This window comes from Wolbachia endosymbiont (group A) of Limnophora tigrina, from assembly GCF_964263225.1.
GTDB lineage: Bacteria > Pseudomonadota > Alphaproteobacteria > Rickettsiales > Anaplasmataceae > Wolbachia.
The window spans coordinates 1314824-1329872 of record NZ_OZ181654.1; the positions used below are offsets into that span (position 1 = coordinate 1314824).

Annotated in this window: 14 protein-coding genes and 4 pseudogenes; 12 read left to right on the forward strand and 6 right to left on the reverse strand. The window is 33.5% G+C overall.

Features of this window, described 5'->3' with window-relative positions; genetic code table 11:
- Positions 1 to 244 precede the first annotated feature (244 nt).
- Positions 245 to 1030, forward strand: coding sequence for a P-type conjugative transfer protein VirB9 (virB9, locus tag ACE38P_RS06180; protein ID WP_007302273.1), 786 nt, complete (start codon positions 245 to 247; stop codon positions 1028 to 1030).
- A gap of 7 nt (positions 1031 to 1037) precedes the next feature.
- Here virB9 and ACE38P_RS06185 read toward each other — a convergent pair whose 3' ends face one another.
- The gene (locus tag ACE38P_RS06185; protein WP_007302272.1) at positions 1038 to 1631 is read right to left on the reverse strand and encodes a ribonuclease HII; all 594 of its coding nucleotides are present in this window, start codon (positions 1629 to 1631) and stop codon (positions 1038 to 1040) included.
- Between the two features lie 5 nt (positions 1632 to 1636).
- Complete coding sequence (gene mraY, locus ACE38P_RS06190; RefSeq protein ID WP_264375220.1) at positions 1637 to 2617, reverse strand: phospho-N-acetylmuramoyl-pentapeptide-transferase; 981 nt, start codon at positions 2615 to 2617, stop codon at positions 1637 to 1639.
- Between the two features lie 157 nt (positions 2618 to 2774).
- Here mraY and ACE38P_RS06195 point away from each other — a divergent pair, with 157 nt between their 5' ends.
- The 6 genes and pseudogenes from ACE38P_RS06195 (at position 2775) to ACE38P_RS06220 (ending at position 7028) form a co-directional block, all read left to right on the forward strand.
- Positions 2775 to 3167 carry a hypothetical protein gene (locus tag ACE38P_RS06195; protein ID WP_374699707.1) on the forward strand — a complete coding sequence of 131 codons (393 nt, stop codon included), beginning with the start codon at positions 2775 to 2777 and terminating at the stop codon, positions 3165 to 3167.
- A 53-nt stretch (positions 3168 to 3220) separates the two neighbouring features.
- Positions 3221 to 4070, forward strand: a pseudogene (locus ACE38P_RS06200) (IS630 family transposase); the annotation flags it as partial.
- Positions 4071 to 4130: 60 nt separating this feature from the next.
- Entirely contained in the window at positions 4131 to 5588 is a 1458-nt protein-coding gene (locus tag ACE38P_RS06205; RefSeq protein ID WP_374699293.1) for an IS4 family transposase, read from the forward strand.
- A 6-nt stretch (positions 5589 to 5594) separates the two neighbouring features.
- A pseudogene (locus ACE38P_RS06210) lies at positions 5595 to 5762 on the forward strand (IS630 family transposase); the annotation flags it as partial.
- A 100-nt stretch (positions 5763 to 5862) separates the two neighbouring features.
- Positions 5863 to 6396 carry a hypothetical protein gene (locus ACE38P_RS06215; protein ID WP_374699708.1) on the forward strand — a complete coding sequence of 178 codons (534 nt, stop codon included), beginning with the start codon at positions 5863 to 5865 and terminating at the stop codon, positions 6394 to 6396.
- A gap of 68 nt (positions 6397 to 6464) precedes the next feature.
- The gene (locus ACE38P_RS06220) at positions 6465 to 7028 is read left to right on the forward strand and encodes a DNA-3-methyladenine glycosylase (protein WP_010403621.1); all 564 of its coding nucleotides are present in this window, start codon (positions 6465 to 6467) and stop codon (positions 7026 to 7028) included.
- A 577-nt stretch (positions 7029 to 7605) separates the two neighbouring features.
- Here the strand turns inward: ACE38P_RS06220 and ACE38P_RS06225 are convergent.
- Positions 7606 to 8625, reverse strand: coding sequence for an Mrp/NBP35 family ATP-binding protein (locus tag ACE38P_RS06225; protein WP_264686898.1), 1020 nt, complete (start codon positions 8623 to 8625; stop codon positions 7606 to 7608).
- Between the two features lie 79 nt (positions 8626 to 8704).
- Here ACE38P_RS06225 and ACE38P_RS06230 point away from each other — a divergent pair, with 79 nt between their 5' ends.
- Complete coding sequence (locus tag ACE38P_RS06230; protein WP_374699709.1) at positions 8705 to 10069, forward strand: hypothetical protein; 1365 nt, start codon at positions 8705 to 8707, stop codon at positions 10067 to 10069.
- A 79-nt stretch (positions 10070 to 10148) separates the two neighbouring features.
- Here ACE38P_RS06230 and ACE38P_RS06235 read toward each other — a convergent pair.
- Positions 10149 to 10530: pseudogene (locus ACE38P_RS06235) on the reverse strand (IS4 family transposase); the annotation flags it as partial.
- A gap of 388 nt (positions 10531 to 10918) precedes the next feature.
- Between ACE38P_RS06235 and ACE38P_RS06240 the strand changes: the two are divergent.
- A pseudogene (locus ACE38P_RS06240) lies at positions 10919 to 11146 on the forward strand (ankyrin repeat domain-containing protein); the annotation flags it as partial.
- A gap of 102 nt (positions 11147 to 11248) precedes the next feature.
- Here ACE38P_RS06240 and tyrS read toward each other — a convergent pair.
- Both tyrS and rsfS read right to left on the reverse strand, forming a co-directional pair.
- Positions 11249 to 12511 (reverse strand): tyrosine--tRNA ligase, encoded by a 1263-nt coding sequence (gene tyrS / locus ACE38P_RS06245; RefSeq protein WP_264730063.1) that lies wholly within the window; start codon positions 12509 to 12511, stop codon positions 11249 to 11251.
- Between the two features lie 230 nt (positions 12512 to 12741).
- On the reverse strand, positions 12742 to 13059 hold the full coding sequence (rsfS, locus tag ACE38P_RS06250; protein ID WP_264375992.1) for a ribosome silencing factor: 318 nt from the start codon (positions 13057 to 13059) through the stop codon (positions 12742 to 12744).
- A 128-nt stretch (positions 13060 to 13187) separates the two neighbouring features.
- Between rsfS and ACE38P_RS06255 the strand changes: the two genes are divergently transcribed.
- The 3 genes from ACE38P_RS06255 to ACE38P_RS06265 are packed head-to-tail and all read left to right on the forward strand — an operon-like array spanning position 13188 to position 15046.
- On the forward strand, positions 13188 to 13787 hold the full coding sequence (locus ACE38P_RS06255; RefSeq protein ID WP_374699710.1) for a hypothetical protein: 600 nt from the start codon (positions 13188 to 13190) through the stop codon (positions 13785 to 13787).
- On the forward strand, positions 13780 to 14268 hold the full coding sequence (locus ACE38P_RS06260) for an RNA pyrophosphohydrolase (RefSeq protein ID WP_264375990.1): 489 nt from the start codon (positions 13780 to 13782) through the stop codon (positions 14266 to 14268). Before ACE38P_RS06255 ends, ACE38P_RS06260 begins: the two co-directional genes overlap by 8 nt.
- The gene (locus ACE38P_RS06265; protein WP_264704496.1) at positions 14258 to 15046 is read left to right on the forward strand and encodes a TatD family hydrolase; all 789 of its coding nucleotides are present in this window, start codon (positions 14258 to 14260) and stop codon (positions 15044 to 15046) included. The genes ACE38P_RS06260 and ACE38P_RS06265 overlap by 11 nt, the downstream gene beginning before the upstream one ends.
- Positions 15047 to 15049 lie beyond the last annotated feature (3 nt).

The window sequence follows — 15049 nt, forward strand, 5'->3', positions numbered from 1 at the left end:
AGACATAAAATCTGTAGTTAATTTCTTTGCAGGGAGTGTTAAATAAACTGTGTCAAACCGAGAAGTAAAAATAAAATAGAAACAAAAAATGGAGGTTTGACACAGTTTATTTAACACTCCCCTTTTTCCTGCAGTAATGAATTATTATGAAGCTTGCATTTTCTGTCGCTTACTACTGGGATAGCTTAACAGTTGCAGTGCATGTCTATCAATGATAAAATGAAGATCAGTTTATTTTGATACTATGATTAGGGTACTCTTTGTTGCACTATTATTTTTTTGTGGTGGTTATGCACTTGCAAAACAGGAACCAAGACCAATAGCTGGTGATAACCACATAAAGGTAATGAATTATAATCCACAGGCTATACATAAGTACACGGGCTTTTATGGTTATCAATCCAGCATATTGTTTGAGCCAGGGGAGGTAATAGAGAGTCTTTCAATGGGTGATGCAACCGGTTGGCAACTCCTTCCTCAAGGTAATAGATTATTTATTAAGCCTATAGATGATATTGCCGATACTAATGCAACTATAATTACCAATAAAAGAGTTTATTATTTCGAATTTCATGCTGAAGAAGCAAACGGGCTAGATGATCCAAGGTTAGCATATGAAGTAAGGTTTCTTTATCCACTGTTCAACAGTGATGAAATTTATTCAACGAGTAACGGTGATATTCTAGAGCAAGCTAGTCATACCACTATCCCTGATATAAGTGATATTGAGGTTATAAAGAAAGGCTTGAATTTTAACTATTCCATCTCGCACGTTAAAGGCAGTCAATCAATAATACCAATTAAGGTTTTTGATGACGGAAAATTTACATATCTACAATTTAATAAAATAAACTCTGATTTCCCGGCAGTTTTTATGGTTGATTCTGCAGGATATGAATCCTTGATAAATTTTCGTACAGTTGATGACTACCTGATAATTGAAAGAGTAAGCTCGGTATTTACCTTAAGAAACGGATCAAGCACAGTCTGCCTGTTTAATGAAAACATACCTTTCAAAAAAGGTAAGTGATTAAAGGCTATAGTATTCTTATAGGTGCAAAATTCTTTCTATGGTGCTTCGTAATTCCATGAAGGCCAATAGCGCTGAGGTGTTCTTTTGTTCCATATCCCTTATTTTTATACCAATTATATTGAGGATGTTTATTATGCAATTCTTCCATAAGCCGATCTCTTGTAACTTTTGCAACGATTGAAGCAGCTGCGATTGATATACTTAAGCTATCACCATTCACTATAGATTTTACTTGCCATTTTACTTCAGGTGGTTGATTACCATCAACTAGCACATAATCTAGTTCTAGATTCAAGTTTGCCAACGCACGTTTCATTGAAAGCTTTGTTGCTTGCAAAATATTGTATGAGTTTATTTCTTCTACGCTTGCCATTCCTATACCAAATTTTGCAACAGACGTTATTTTTTCGTATAGAACTTGCCTACACTTAGGGGTTAGCTTTTTTGAGTCGTTTATTCCATCAATAACCGTATCTCTATCAGTAAATATTACAGCTGCAGATATCACTGGACCGGCAAGCGGACCTCTTCCAACTTCATCTACTCCTGCTATAATTCCTGATAATGTATTTTCTAATGAAAAGTCTGGATATTTCATAATTCCTATAATAAGAAAGTTAAAGCAAAAATCGAACAAGCAATAGAAATTATCCAAAATTTTATAACTATTGTATTTTCTGACCACCCTTTCTTTTCAAAGTGATGATGTATTGGTGTCATAAGGAAAATTCTTCTTCCTGCTCCATATCTAAATTTTGTATATTTAAAATATGATACCTGAATAATCACAGATAAAGTCTCTATTACAAAGATTATTCCAATAACGGCAAAAAGCATTTCTTTTTTAATTAGAACACTAGTGAGTCCTAAAGCTGCACCGATTGATAGGCTTCCAACATCACCCATAAATATTTTTGCTGGATGTGTGTTAAACCACAAGAAACTTAAAATAGCTCCTATAAATGCAATGCAGAATAAAGTAATGTTTACATCTGTCTGAGTGATGTATGCAATTAGCCCCAAAAAAGCAAAGGAAGTAATGGCTTGAGTTGCAGCAAGGCCATCTAGGCCATCTGTAAGATTCACAGCATTAGAAGAGCCGACAATTACAAATGCAGCAAACGGAAGATATAGATAGCCAAGGTCGATTGCTACTTCTCTAAATAGAGAAATTTTTGTAAAACCTTCAGCAGATTGTAGCTTAAGTATAAACATACAGACCAGAGTAACGACAAACTGAATAAGTATTTTGGTTTTTGCACTTAAACCTCGGTGGTGATTTGTCTTCAATTTTAAATAGTCATCAATAAATCCAAGTAGAGCAAAAAATAGAGTTATAAATACCAGCAATGAAATTTCTGGTGTTAATTGAGTCCAAAGCAGGATTGGTAATAAAGCAGAAGTTAGTATTATTATTCCACCCATAGGTGGTATATTCTTTTTTGTTATTAAATGACTTTCTGGTCCATATGATCTGATTGGTTGTCCATCTTTACTTATCTTTTTTAGAAGTTTTATAAAATAGGGAAAGAGAATAAACCCAAAAATAAATGAGATAAAAAACGTCTTTGTAGATGAGATCACCTGCCTATTCAAAATTAACTAGATATTATACCAAAAGCTTTACCTAATCTCAATTTATACCTTTTTATCAGCTTATTTTATTTGGAGTAAATTTAGTTATTGATTAGTTATAGCAAAGTTTGCATACTGATATTTAGTTAATGGTAAGAGGTAGCATATGTTAGATTATATTAAAAAGCTTTTTTGGGCTACTACAGTACCTGATAATGAGAGTAGAGTTAAAAGTTCTTACACGCATATAGTAGAGAAACCTTCTTTTGGTGATGCAGCTTCAAAGTTGAGTAAGGAAGAAAGGTCAGAAGAGCATCTTGTTCTTCTAAAAGGTAAAGGCAATAGTTCTGATACAACTGTAACAGAAGGATCGTCTAGTATTCAGAATGCAGTATCAGGCAAGAACAAGCGTGAATATATTAAATTAGACAGTGATGAAGAATGGGATAAATTCTTTAAGTTACAGAATGATCCAGACACTAATACTACAAACAAAGAACCTTTTTCTCCGAAGAAAGGAGAATCTCATACCAACTCCAGTTACAAAACAAACAAATAGACAATATGTGTGATGAAGTTATACTCAAGCAGGTATAATCATTGAGGTTAAGAATGGCACTAAGGTCAAAATTATTAGATGAAAAAGTTGTAAACTTGGCAAAAGAAATGTTAAAAAAGGTGAGAAATAACGCATATGTTTCAAAAAAATTACAGGCTGTAATTGCAGCGAAAAAATATAGTATATCAGAGGTAGCAAGGGTATGGTGTATCTCAAGAACTGCGCTGAAAGAATGGATAAAACATTTAAAATTTGGAAGGGTAGAAAGATTGTTTGTCCCACCTGAACGGCGAAAAAAAAGTATATTAAACCAGAGTCAACGCAAGCAAATCGAGATGTGGGTGGAGAAAAATCCAAACATTACTATCAAGGAAGTAAGGTTAAAAATCCAGAAAGAATTTGCTTTAAATATTAGTAAATCTACAGTACACAGTGAAGTACAAAAGATGAAGTTTTCTTACATCACGCCACGTCCAGTGCACCATAAACAAGACAAAAACAAGCAAGAAGAGTACAAAAAAAAATCTCAATAAAATTGTACAGAAGAACCCAAAAAAGGAGATATTTTTCTTCGATGAATCGCGATTTGGAACACACTCGAAAGTTGGGCACGGATGGTTTAAAAAGGGATCAAGAACACAAATTAAAGTAAAAATTGGTAGGGAAAATTTCTATCTTTACAGCGCAGTAAATTACAGGAGCGGAGAGGACTGTAGCTTACTTTTTCCATATGTAAATACCGACTGTATGAACATATTTTTAGAACAGATGTCGAAAAGCTTGGGAAACAAAGAGGCCTTTCTTATCATGGATTGTGCCAGTTGGCATAAGTCAAAAAGTCTAAAAATTCCAGAAAATATTACTATAATTTATTTACCTCCATACTCACCTGAACTGAACCCTCACTTTTACCCACAAATAAAAAAGTGAGTAAAATGGATACCAAATAAATTTGGGATTAAAATGAGTGAAGTAAGTACAAATGTGCAATATACTGATGGCTTAGGGGATAAATGGCTGGAAAGAGAGTTAAAACACGTTAATTTAGGAGATACAAGACTTAATAAGAGACTTATTAAAACAGGCTATTGTATAGAGGGTAAGGCGTCTGGATCAATTAATCAAAGCTGTAGTGGATGGAAAGAAGCTAAGGGTGCATACAGATTATTTAGCAATGAAAAGCTTAAGGATAAGGAAATTTATTCTTCCCATTACAAAGAAACTATGGAGAGAATGAAAGGAAATCAGTTTGTTTTTTCAGTTCAAGATACAAGTTATTTGGATTTTGACTCTCATATAAAAACTAAGAGGCTAGGTAGTATTTCTAAAGCTTATACGAAGCATAAAATGGGTTTACTGTTGCACAGTGCCTTAATAGTCAGCAAAGACGGATTGCCTTTAGGTCTATCTTCTCAACAATGTTGGGCACGTTCTATTAGGGAAAAAGAAACGTCACAAGAAAAAGCAAACAGGAAATACCGTACCTCCATAGAAGAAAAAGAAAGTTATAAGTGGATAACAGCTCTCAAAGAAAGCATAAACAACCTTCCTGCAAATGTACAACTTGTTACCCTTGGTGATAGAGAGGCAGATATCTTCAAATTTTTATGGATCACTGAGACATTAGGTAGTTTTTATGTAATCCGTAATCGAACTAATAGAAGATTTATCTGTACTGAAATTGGAAAAACAGATTTGCAAACACGCATCACTCAACTGCCAGTAAAGAAGAAAATTTCTCTAGAAGTTAATAAAGGTGGAAACCAAAGATCAAGGAAAGCTAATATTGAAGTTAAGTATATGAAAGGCTATATACCTATCAGATCTTCTTCAATTTATGGATCAAAAGACACAGTGCATAAAATAAGTGATAAAATCCCTGTATATGTGGTAAGTGCAAAAGAAACAAATCCTCCTGAAGGATTGGAAGCTATTGATTGGACTTTGCTGACTAATGTACCAGTTAATAGCACTTTAGATGCTATAGAAAGGATAAATTGGTATAAGCTAAGATGGAAAATTGAGGAGTATTTCAGGGTTTTAAAATCAGGATGTAAAATAGAAAGCTCTCGTTTAACTACAAAGGAAAGGCTACAGAAATTAATTGCTATAAAGAGCATTATTGCATTTAAAATTTTATATTTAACAAAAGTCGCTTTATCAAATCCCATGGAAACCTGTACTAAAATTTTAAGCAACGAAGAGTGGAAGGCCCTTTTCATACGTGAGCATAAAGTAGCTACATTGCCAGAAGAACCTCCAAACATAAAACAAGCTATTATTTGGTTAGGAAAATTAGGTGGATTTATGAATAGAAAAAGTGATAATTTACCAGGGGCTATGACTCTATGGCGGGGCTATGAAAATCTTAAGGAGAGCATAGTTATGCTTCACATCATGACCTCTCAAAATTGTGGGTAAAAGTGAGAACTGAACCCAGTAGAGAGGTTTTGGCAATATATAAAACAGAACATTTTACGCAACAAAATCTATGATACTATCGGTCTACTTGAAGATGTTTTATGTAATTTTATTGTTAGTCTTTCCCCTGCTACGGTTAAACAAGTTTGTAATATTCCTTATTTGTTCGTCTAGTAAGTGGAGTTGGTATCACTATCATGGTAAAGAGATTGTAGGCAAGATTGCTGACCAAATTAAGGCAGAGATATCGAAGGTATATACCATAGAGTCCATAATGATAAAAGAAGGCAAAAGGGAAGGTAATATTGTTTACCCCACCGTGAGAGTTGTGCTACATGCCAATAAAGAAGGAGTAGATATAGCTAAACTTCTAGGCGGTAGTATATGTAAAGAGTATGGTGTAAGAACAATTACATTTTGTCATCCTAATCAAGAAAAAAAGAGAGGGGCATGTTGCTATATTAATAATGATAGTGATAATGAGGAAAGAGTTTATGAAATAATTAGTGGGTTATATGAAATGACTTTAAAGTGGTATGTTGATGGAAGAGAATGCAAAATTAAAGTTAACATTGATGGTAATAATGGTGTAACTCTCCTTGAAGGCAACGGTGTTACTGCAGAGCAGTTGCGTGCAAATAAAGAAGTCAAAATAGGTAAGAGACGTGAACCAAAATCTTTATATGAAGCGTTAGTAACGCAATTGCAACAAAAGAGCTCTGAATCAGTCAAGGTTTTACAGCAGCCTTCAACAGATGTAACAAATGTGACAACAACACCAACTTCTACTTCTCAGAGATGCTCTTGACTAAATAAATAAGAAAAAGCAAAAATAGTATAACTTGCTTACAAATGTAAGTAACTTGTACTTCTATGATGAATAACACAATATTACCAAGAAATTTCTATGAACGGCCAACTTTAACCGTAGCTGGGGAGCTGCTAGGGAAGATTCTGAAATTTTCTAATTTTAGTGGAATAATAACTGAAGTTGAAGCGTATATAGGAATGGATGACCCAGCTTGTCATGCAGCAAGAGGCTATACTAATCGAACCTCAGTAATGTTTGGTACGCCAGGGTTTTCGTACGTATATTTTATATATGGAATGTACTATTGTCTAAATATTGTAACAGAAGCAGAAGGATTCCCAGCAGCAGTGTTAATACGAGGATTAAAGCTCACTGAGCCGCTTGAAGCAAATTTAGGCGGGCCAGGCATACTGTGCAAAAAATTAAACATTACAAAAGAACATAATAAACAAGACCTTACTATAAGTCATGAATTTTGTCTCTATGAATATCACCTCAAACCAGATTATGTGTGCACTCCAAGAATCGGAATTAGTAAAGGCAAGGAGAAATTTTGGCGATTTAAAAGTTGCGTTTTAGCAGAAATGCCTAAAATCACACTCAACAATAAATATAGACCTCCTGCATAAACTAGATAAAAAGGCAAATAGCCTTTTATGTTTACCAACAATAGACTTCTTGGATAACCTAAGGATATTTTTTGATCTTCTATGGGGGAGTTAAACATTCCCTTTTTATAAAACTTTTGCATACTCCTATTTAACTTTAATAGCTCTTTATCTTCCTGAAATCTGGATGTTTTATCAATGCATCTTCTATTCAGCCGTTAGCAAGAACTTTCACTTATTCCATAGCTTTGCACTATACGGAAATATGTACGGTATTTACACAAATATTCGAGTGCTATTAATAAATATATTTGGTTTTCCTCCTCTTGCCTTTTTCTTGGCCTCTTCCTCTATTAAAATTTCTATTATTTTTCCAATGTTTTTCTTTTTACTCCTCTTAGTCTTCGAAGCTTCTCTTCATCAAGTTTACTTACCTGCTCAAAATTTATACCTTCCCTAATATTGCTTCTACTACTTGTTTCTTAAGTTATCCAAGAAGTCTATTGTCTGTTCAGATACGAGGTAGCTGCTGCCATTTGAAATATTTTATTCACCTAAAATTACATTCTACCTATTTTAAAAGTAGTTTAAAAAAACTTTATAGACTGCATACAAAAGACCTAACATCTTTAGCAATGCCTTCATAAATCCTTACTAAATCCTCACTTAGTATTGAAGGATTTCCACAATCAGAAGCACTACATATTTGCGGATCTAGAGGAACTCTGCTCAAGAGTTTGACTCCCAGCTCTTCAGACATTTTTTTTGCACCACCTTTTCCAAATATGTGTATTTTTGAATTATCTTGAACAAAATAGCTCATATTTTCCACAATGCCGATAATTGGCACGCTGAGCTTTGTGAACATATCATAAATTTTTTGTGCATCGATTAAAGCAAGCTCCTGTGGAGTTGAAACTATTATTGCTCCAGTTAAACTAAAATTCTCCATCAGACTTAAATGTACATCGCCAGTGCCAGGCGGTGTATCAATGATTAAATATTCTATATCAGACCACCTTGTTCCCATTAGCAAATTGTAAAGTGCTTTTGTGATCATAGGTCCACGCCATATTACTGCGCGGTCCTTATCAATAAAATAGCCAATTGAAATAGTATAGAGACCATGTTTCTCTATAGGCATTGCTTTACCACTCTGTATTTCTGGTTTTAATTTCTCAGTGCCCAACATTTTAGGAATCGAAGGACCATATATATCTGCATCAACTAGCGCAACTTTATGTTTTAATTCTGCTAACGAAAGAGCTAGATTTAGTGCAACTGTCGACTTACCCACACCTCCCTTACCAGAAGCAACGACAATTATATTTTTCACTCCTTCGATATGAAGTTTAGCTTTTTGTTGCCTAGCTTGTTTTTGACCAGTAGCAACTACAGTAACCTTTCCTACTCCCGGTATCGCCTTAACAGCTTGCTCACAATTTTTTCTTAATTCTTCATTTGGCTCAGTAACTTCAAGAGCAAAAGCAACATCTTTACCTTTAATAATAATTGAGGATACTACACCAACATTCTTACCACTTTTCTTCTCTATAACCTTTTTTAGGCTCTCTCTTACGGTTTCCTCATTAACCTGTGTAAATTTTTTCCAGAACATATGATGAAATTTTTTCTATTGGTGTATACTAACATAGAATAATTAAACTGCACTGACTTTAAAACGAGGTTACAAGAATATGCTAAATGATAACAACTTAACACAAGCACAACGAAATTTGCATTTAAAGTTGAAAAAGGTAATATCAAATGGTGAGGAAATTGGTAATATCTTGAAAAGAGCCTCAGAGAATGATTTACTAAAAGTTCTTACAATAGGATATACTAAACGATTTCCAAGAGGTGGGGAACGCACTTTAACACTACTTAGCCTCGCCATATTCAAATATAATAACGAATGCGTTAATTCTATTTTAATACATTCTCAGAATAACGGTACACTGCAAGAGATTATTAATACTGAAAATATTATAAACTATCAAGATGGTCTGATGTACACCTTAACATCGCTTGGCTTTGCTATACATTACAATAAGCCAAGATATATTAATGATATTTTAACAAAAGCCCAGGACAGTGGAATACTACAAGATATTCTTGCTGCTAGAAATATTGTACAGTATTTCAATACTAAGGAGTATGCTTTAACACCACTCAGTTTCTCTATATATAAAGGTAATAAAGAATGTATCAGTTCTATTTTAGAAAAAGCTCAAAATAATGATATGCTGCAAGGCGTTTTTATTGCTGAAAATATTTTACAGTTTTCAGATGGTCTGACGCATATTTTAACACCAATTAGCTTTGCCATATATGAAAATAATAAGGAATGTTGTAACTACATTTCAACAATGATTCAAAATAATGTTGTATCGCAAGATATTCTGAATAATTGGACATACATTTTAACATTGCTTGGCCTTGCTATATATAGAAATAACAATGAATATGTTAATTCTATTTTAAGACAAGCTCAAAATAATGGTAAGCTGCAAGAAGTTCTTACTGCTAAAAATACTTTGTATTCTTCAGATGGTTGGAAGTACAACTTAACACCACTTGGCTTTGCTATATATGAAGGTAATCATGCACATATTAATTCGATTTTAACTCATGCTCAAAATAGTGGTATATTGCAAGAAGTTCTTACTGCTAAAAATACTTTGTATTCTTCAGATGGTTGGAAGTACAACTTAACACCACTTGGCTTTGCTATATATGAAGGTAATCATGCACATATTAATTCGATTTTAACTCATGCTCAAAATAGTGGTATATTGCAAGATATTCTTGCTAATCACAATGCTGTAATATCTCCAACTGGTCAGACGTACAGCTTAACGCCACTTGGCATCGCTATACATAAAGGTAATATTGAATGTATTAATTCTATTATAGTACGAATTAATGACATACCACAATATATCTATGCCACTTTTCAACCAACTGCAGCGATTAATGAAAGGAATACTAGGATTAGTAGTGCATTAGATAATGTATCTATTTCTTCTAGGTATGTTAGAGAAAATAGCAAAGTTAATTAATTTCTTAAGTAACTCTTTCTTGCAAGTACTACTTTTTTATGTATCTGTTCAGGCAATGACGTTAACTTAAGAGAATAAATTAGCAAGCTCTCCTAAAGACATTATGGCGTTTAGGCTTATCTACTTTATTGCGGCTATACAATCTTCACGTTAACTTTAGTGAGTATTTTAAAAAGGGCTTGAAAATTTTTTGGTTCCAACAAGCACCTGATAAAGTTTTTGTTTCATTATAGCAAATAAAACTGAAAAATTTAAACGATACTTAGCAATTTGATCTGGGTTCCAAGGCTCTTGTGCATCACACATATGAAGTATTGCACATGACCAAGTTTGCACAAAATTCTTATCTCTAAATTTATCTCAGAAAAATTCTCTAATTCTCCTTCTACTTTGAGTCTTTTATAGCACTCCTCTATGTGACACCTTAATAGATAAGCTTTACTGATATCTTCTTTATTGAAATAAAATAGAAACCAAAGGTCCTATTTTTCACAGTATTTTACTCCTTAACATCTTTCCTTAAGTTGACGCTATTGGGCTTTGTTGAATCGCTATCTACGATGAATAAAAGATAAAATGTAGAATATCAATAGCTTATTATTCTAGCATTTATAGTAAGGACAGTCAGTAAATATCTAAATTTAAGTAAAAGAAGTTTTACTATCATTCACTAATCTAGCTAGAATTCAAGAATTTCAATGCTTTAGCTATTTTAAGTAGAATTAAATTTACTAGTACAAACAATAAATTACTATTCTTAAATTTGATCAGATTGATTGCAAAAAATAAGATTTTCAATAAGCTGCTTGTATAGTTAGCCTTTCATAGATAGTGATGCAACAAAGCCCCGGTGGAGTAACTGCATTATTAGGTACTGCTATATCTATAGCACTTTTTACAGCCGGAGCAATTACAGCTGAGTTAATACCTATAGTTATAGCAGTAGTTGCAATTACAGCAACAGCACTAATAGTTGGCAATGCTATATATAAATTGTCAAAGCCTGATACTCAAGTTGATAAACCAATCTTAGCAAATCGACAGCAAGAAACTGCTAGCGATAGTAGGATTGCCTAGCGATTCTGCCACAGTGTCAGCTGCTTCAATGATATCCATTTGTTCCTATAATTATCTTTTCTTGGCTACCTTATTTTACCACTCTGCTGAACAGATACAAATTCACTTTCTTACTTCACTCACTAAAATTTTAATATGGCGTTTCTTTCCTGCAGATAATTTGATAAATGGCTGACCTTCAAAGCTTTCAGAGTTTATTGTATAGTTAACATCGTTTATAGTATTATCATTAACTTTACATCCATTTCCCTGTATTAAACGCTTTGCCGCACCTTTTGAAGGTTCAAAACCGGTGTCATGAAGCAAGTCTATCAGGAGTATGCCATTTGCAACTTGTTCTCTTGTGATAGTGTAACCAGAAAGCAATGAACTGTCTTCATTTTCAAAAGCAGAGATTGCAGCAGATCGTGCAAGTTTCGCTTCTTTACAACCGTGACATATTTTTGTCACTTCTGTTGCCAAGACCTTTTTTGCTTCGTTTGTTTCTTGATCCTTCAAGGACTCTAGTTTTTTAATTTCATCAATTGATAAATCAGTGAAAAGTCTCAAAAAACGACCAACATCTTGATCATCAACATTGCGAAAATATTGCCAGTAGTCATAGGGCTTTAGCATGCTACCATCAAGCCATACTGCTCCACTTTCAGTTTTGCCCATCTTTTTTCCTTGTGCGTTTAATAAAAGAGGTGTGGTAAGACCAAACAGCTCAGGTAAATTTAACTTTTTGCCAAGTTCAATTCCGTTTACTATATTTCCCCATTGGTCTGACCCTCCAATCTGGAGACGACAGCCATACTTTTTATTCAACTCGACAAAATCATAGGCTTGTAACAACATGTAATTAAACTCGAGAAAGCTTAGATTTTGCTCCCTATCTAGCCTAATTTTCACACTATCAAAGCCTAACATGCGATTTACAGAAAAATGTGTCCCTATATCACGCAAAAAGTCTATATATTTTATGTTATCTAACCAATCTGCGTTGTTTACTATGATTGCACCAGTTTTTCCATAATCGAAAGATATCATCTTCTCGAGGGTTTTCTTTATACCAAGTATATTTTGATTGATATCTTCTATCGGCAAGACGCTTCTTGCTTTGTCTTTACCAGATGGGTCACCAATTTTTGTTGTGCCACCTCCAAGTAGAATTATTGGCTTATAACCGAATTTTTGTAGGTGACGGAGCATCATGATTTGAATGAGACTGCCAATATGCAAACTTGGTGCCGTACAATCAAACCCAATGTATGCAATTATATAATTATCTTGTGATAATAGCTGGTCTAACCTATCAATGTTTGTACATTGATATAGGTATCCTCTTTCTTGAATGAAGTTTAAAAACTCGGATTTATGTTTCATAATATGTTATTTTGTGTGTAAACGGTGTTGTTAACGATGGCGTCATTCCAGTGCTTGACGCTGGAATCCAGTTTATTATGAAATTTCATCAAAAATGTTGTATAGTGTGCTCGTTTATGATTAAGTTTTCTAGATTCCAGTGTCAAGCACTGGAATGACACCACCAACTTCATAAGGGTTGCCTTCAAAATTACAACATTTGAGCAAGTGTATACCAGCTACCTGGATAATCAATTCCATAACTCTTCTATCTTATAATATTCTCTTACTTCTGGCCTGAATAGGTGAACCATTATACCTTGAAAATTCACAATCACCCAGTTACCTTCATCCATACCTTCTACATCTATTTTATCATATTGCTTGAGATTTTTCATCACGTGCTCAGCTAATGCTTTTACATGGCGGCTCGAATCACCGGATGCAATGATCATATATTTTGCAATGACAGTTTTATTCTGCACATCAAAAGTAACTATATCTTGACCTTTGTTTTGATCTATTATATCTACAATCTTACTTTTTATTGATTCTGTATCACCATTCATTATTCTAAATTATATAATTTATCTGTAATGATACACTCAAAATTTCTGAATATGAACTATTTTTGATATGTTTCTAGTGTAACGTTTATAATACATATGTTTGTAATATATGATAGTTTTCTGATGGTATGGTCATTTACTTAATCGGATTTCCGGGTAGTGGCAAACTTACGATTGCAAAAGAGCTGTGTAATATTATTGATGGGGTGATAGTAGACAATAACCTGTTTAATAATATTATATTTGATATGATTGATTTCAGAAACGCTGAGGTTACAAGTGAAATATGGGAAGAAATTTTTGTGATTAGAGAGAATATGTTAGCAATATTGGAAAAATACCATATAGAATCAAAGCATTATATATTTACAAACGAATTGATAAAAGGTGATTCCTATGATCAAAAAGTATATAACTCAGTGGTGAATTTAAGTAAAAAAATGAACGTGGAGATTCTCCCTGTGGTGTTATATTGTAATAGTGGAGAACTAATAAAGCGCGTTCAATTAAAGGAAAGAGAGCAGGAGAGAAAAATTACTGATTCAGATTTTGCTATGAGAAGAATTAAAGGAAAGAAACTATTTGTGCCTCAAGGTTCACTTGAAATTGATAACTCAAACTTAAGCGCAAAAGAAGTTGCAAAAAAAATTGTTGAAAAAATGAATAGTAAAAAAGTAGTTGGAACTTCTATGATAGATAATTTAGCAACAGAGAGTGTTTGTGATTAGTGAGGAGAAAGAGTATCGCCCTTGTGTTGGCATAATGTTATTTAACAAACAGGGAAATATTTTTATTGGAAAACGTTTTGATAGTGACTCTTATTGGCAGATGCCACAAGGAGGAGTTGATGAAGGTGAAGAGCTAGAGCAGGCAGCGCTACGTGAGCTATTGGAAGAAGTTGGTACTGATAAAGCAGAAATTGTGGCTAAAAATAAAGAGTGGATACACTATAACTTACCTGAGGAAGTTATACCAACATGCTGGAATGGGAGATATTCTGGCCAAAAGCAAAGGTGGTTCTTAATGAAATTTTGTGGGAAGGATAAGGATATTAATATTAACTATACTGATCATCCAGAGTTCAAAGAGTGGCGTTGGCAAAATGTGGATGATTTGGTAGCCAGTGCCATACCGTTCAAAAAAGAAGTTTATAAAAAAGTGATAGAAGAGTTTTCTTCTATCATAAAAGGATCTATTTATGATAGTTGATTCTCATTGTCATCTAATTTATTTTTCTTATGATGAAATACCAAAGGTAATTTCAAGAGCAGAGCAAAATGGTGTGAGAATTTTGCATAACATATGTATAAGCATTAATGATATCCCTAAATTATTAAAAATCTCTTCATCCTATGATCAAGTCTACTGCTCCGTTGGTATACATCCGCTTGATACTAATGTGGAAAAAGGTGAATGTATAAATGCTGATGAATTGATTGAATTTACTAAGGGCAAAAAGGTAATTAGTATCGGTGAAACCGGATTAGATTTTTATAAATCTGATAATAAAAGCAATCAAAAAAAAAGTTTTGCATCACATATAGAAGCGGCAAAAGTAACAGGATTACCTTTAGTTATTCACACTAGAAATGCTGATAGTGAGATGATTGATATTTTAAATTCAGAAATGAAGAAGGACGCTTTTAGTGGAGTAATGCATTGCTTTGCTTCTTCTAAAGAGCTTGCTTATAAGGCTATGGACTTGGGATTATACATTTCATTTTCTGGAATTATTACTTTTAAAAATGCGAACTTACTAAGAGAAATTGCACAAAATGTGCCACGTGAGCGTGTTTTAGTTGAAACTGATGCACCTTATCTATCTCCTGAGCCTTACAGAGGAAGAAAAAATGAACCGGCAATGGTGAAATATGTTGTGAATTGTTTAGCAGAATTATGGAATGAATCGCCGGAACAAGTAGCAAAAATAACTACAAATAATTTTTTTAGACTGTTTTCGAAGCTTGAGCTCAAAGAAATTCTATAGGGC

What these genes read in the sequence shown, in the direction of transcription:
- virB9 (WP_007302273.1), top strand. Translation starts at nt 245, where the DNA reads ATGATTAGGGTACTCTTTGTTGCACTATTATTTTTTTGTGGTGGTTAT.
- ACE38P_RS06185 (WP_007302272.1), bottom strand. Translation starts at nt 1,631, where the DNA reads ATGAAATATCCAGACTTTTCATTAGAAAATACATTATCAGGAATTATA.
- ACE38P_RS06195 (WP_374699707.1), top strand. Translation starts at nt 2,775, where the DNA reads ATGTTAGATTATATTAAAAAGCTTTTTTGGGCTACTACAGTACCTGAT.
- ACE38P_RS06205 (WP_374699293.1), top strand. Translation starts at nt 4,131, where the DNA reads ATGAGTGAAGTAAGTACAAATGTGCAATATACTGATGGCTTAGGGGAT.
- ACE38P_RS06215 (WP_374699708.1), top strand. Translation starts at nt 5,863, where the DNA reads ATGATAAAAGAAGGCAAAAGGGAAGGTAATATTGTTTACCCCACCGTG.
- ACE38P_RS06220 (WP_010403621.1), top strand. Translation starts at nt 6,465, where the DNA reads ATGAATAACACAATATTACCAAGAAATTTCTATGAACGGCCAACTTTA.
- ACE38P_RS06225 (WP_264686898.1), bottom strand. Translation starts at nt 8,625, where the DNA reads ATGTTCTGGAAAAAATTTACACAGGTTAATGAGGAAACCGTAAGAGAG.
- ACE38P_RS06230 (WP_374699709.1), top strand. Translation starts at nt 8,705, where the DNA reads ATGCTAAATGATAACAACTTAACACAAGCACAACGAAATTTGCATTTA.
- tyrS (WP_264730063.1), bottom strand. Translation starts at nt 12,511, where the DNA reads ATGAAACATAAATCCGAGTTTTTAAACTTCATTCAAGAAAGAGGATAC.
- rsfS (WP_264375992.1), bottom strand. Translation starts at nt 13,059, where the DNA reads ATGAATGGTGATACAGAATCAATAAAAAGTAAGATTGTAGATATAATA.
- ACE38P_RS06255 (WP_374699710.1), top strand. Translation starts at nt 13,188, where the DNA reads ATGGTCATTTACTTAATCGGATTTCCGGGTAGTGGCAAACTTACGATT.
- ACE38P_RS06265 (WP_264704496.1), top strand. Translation starts at nt 14,258, where the DNA reads ATGATAGTTGATTCTCATTGTCATCTAATTTATTTTTCTTATGATGAA.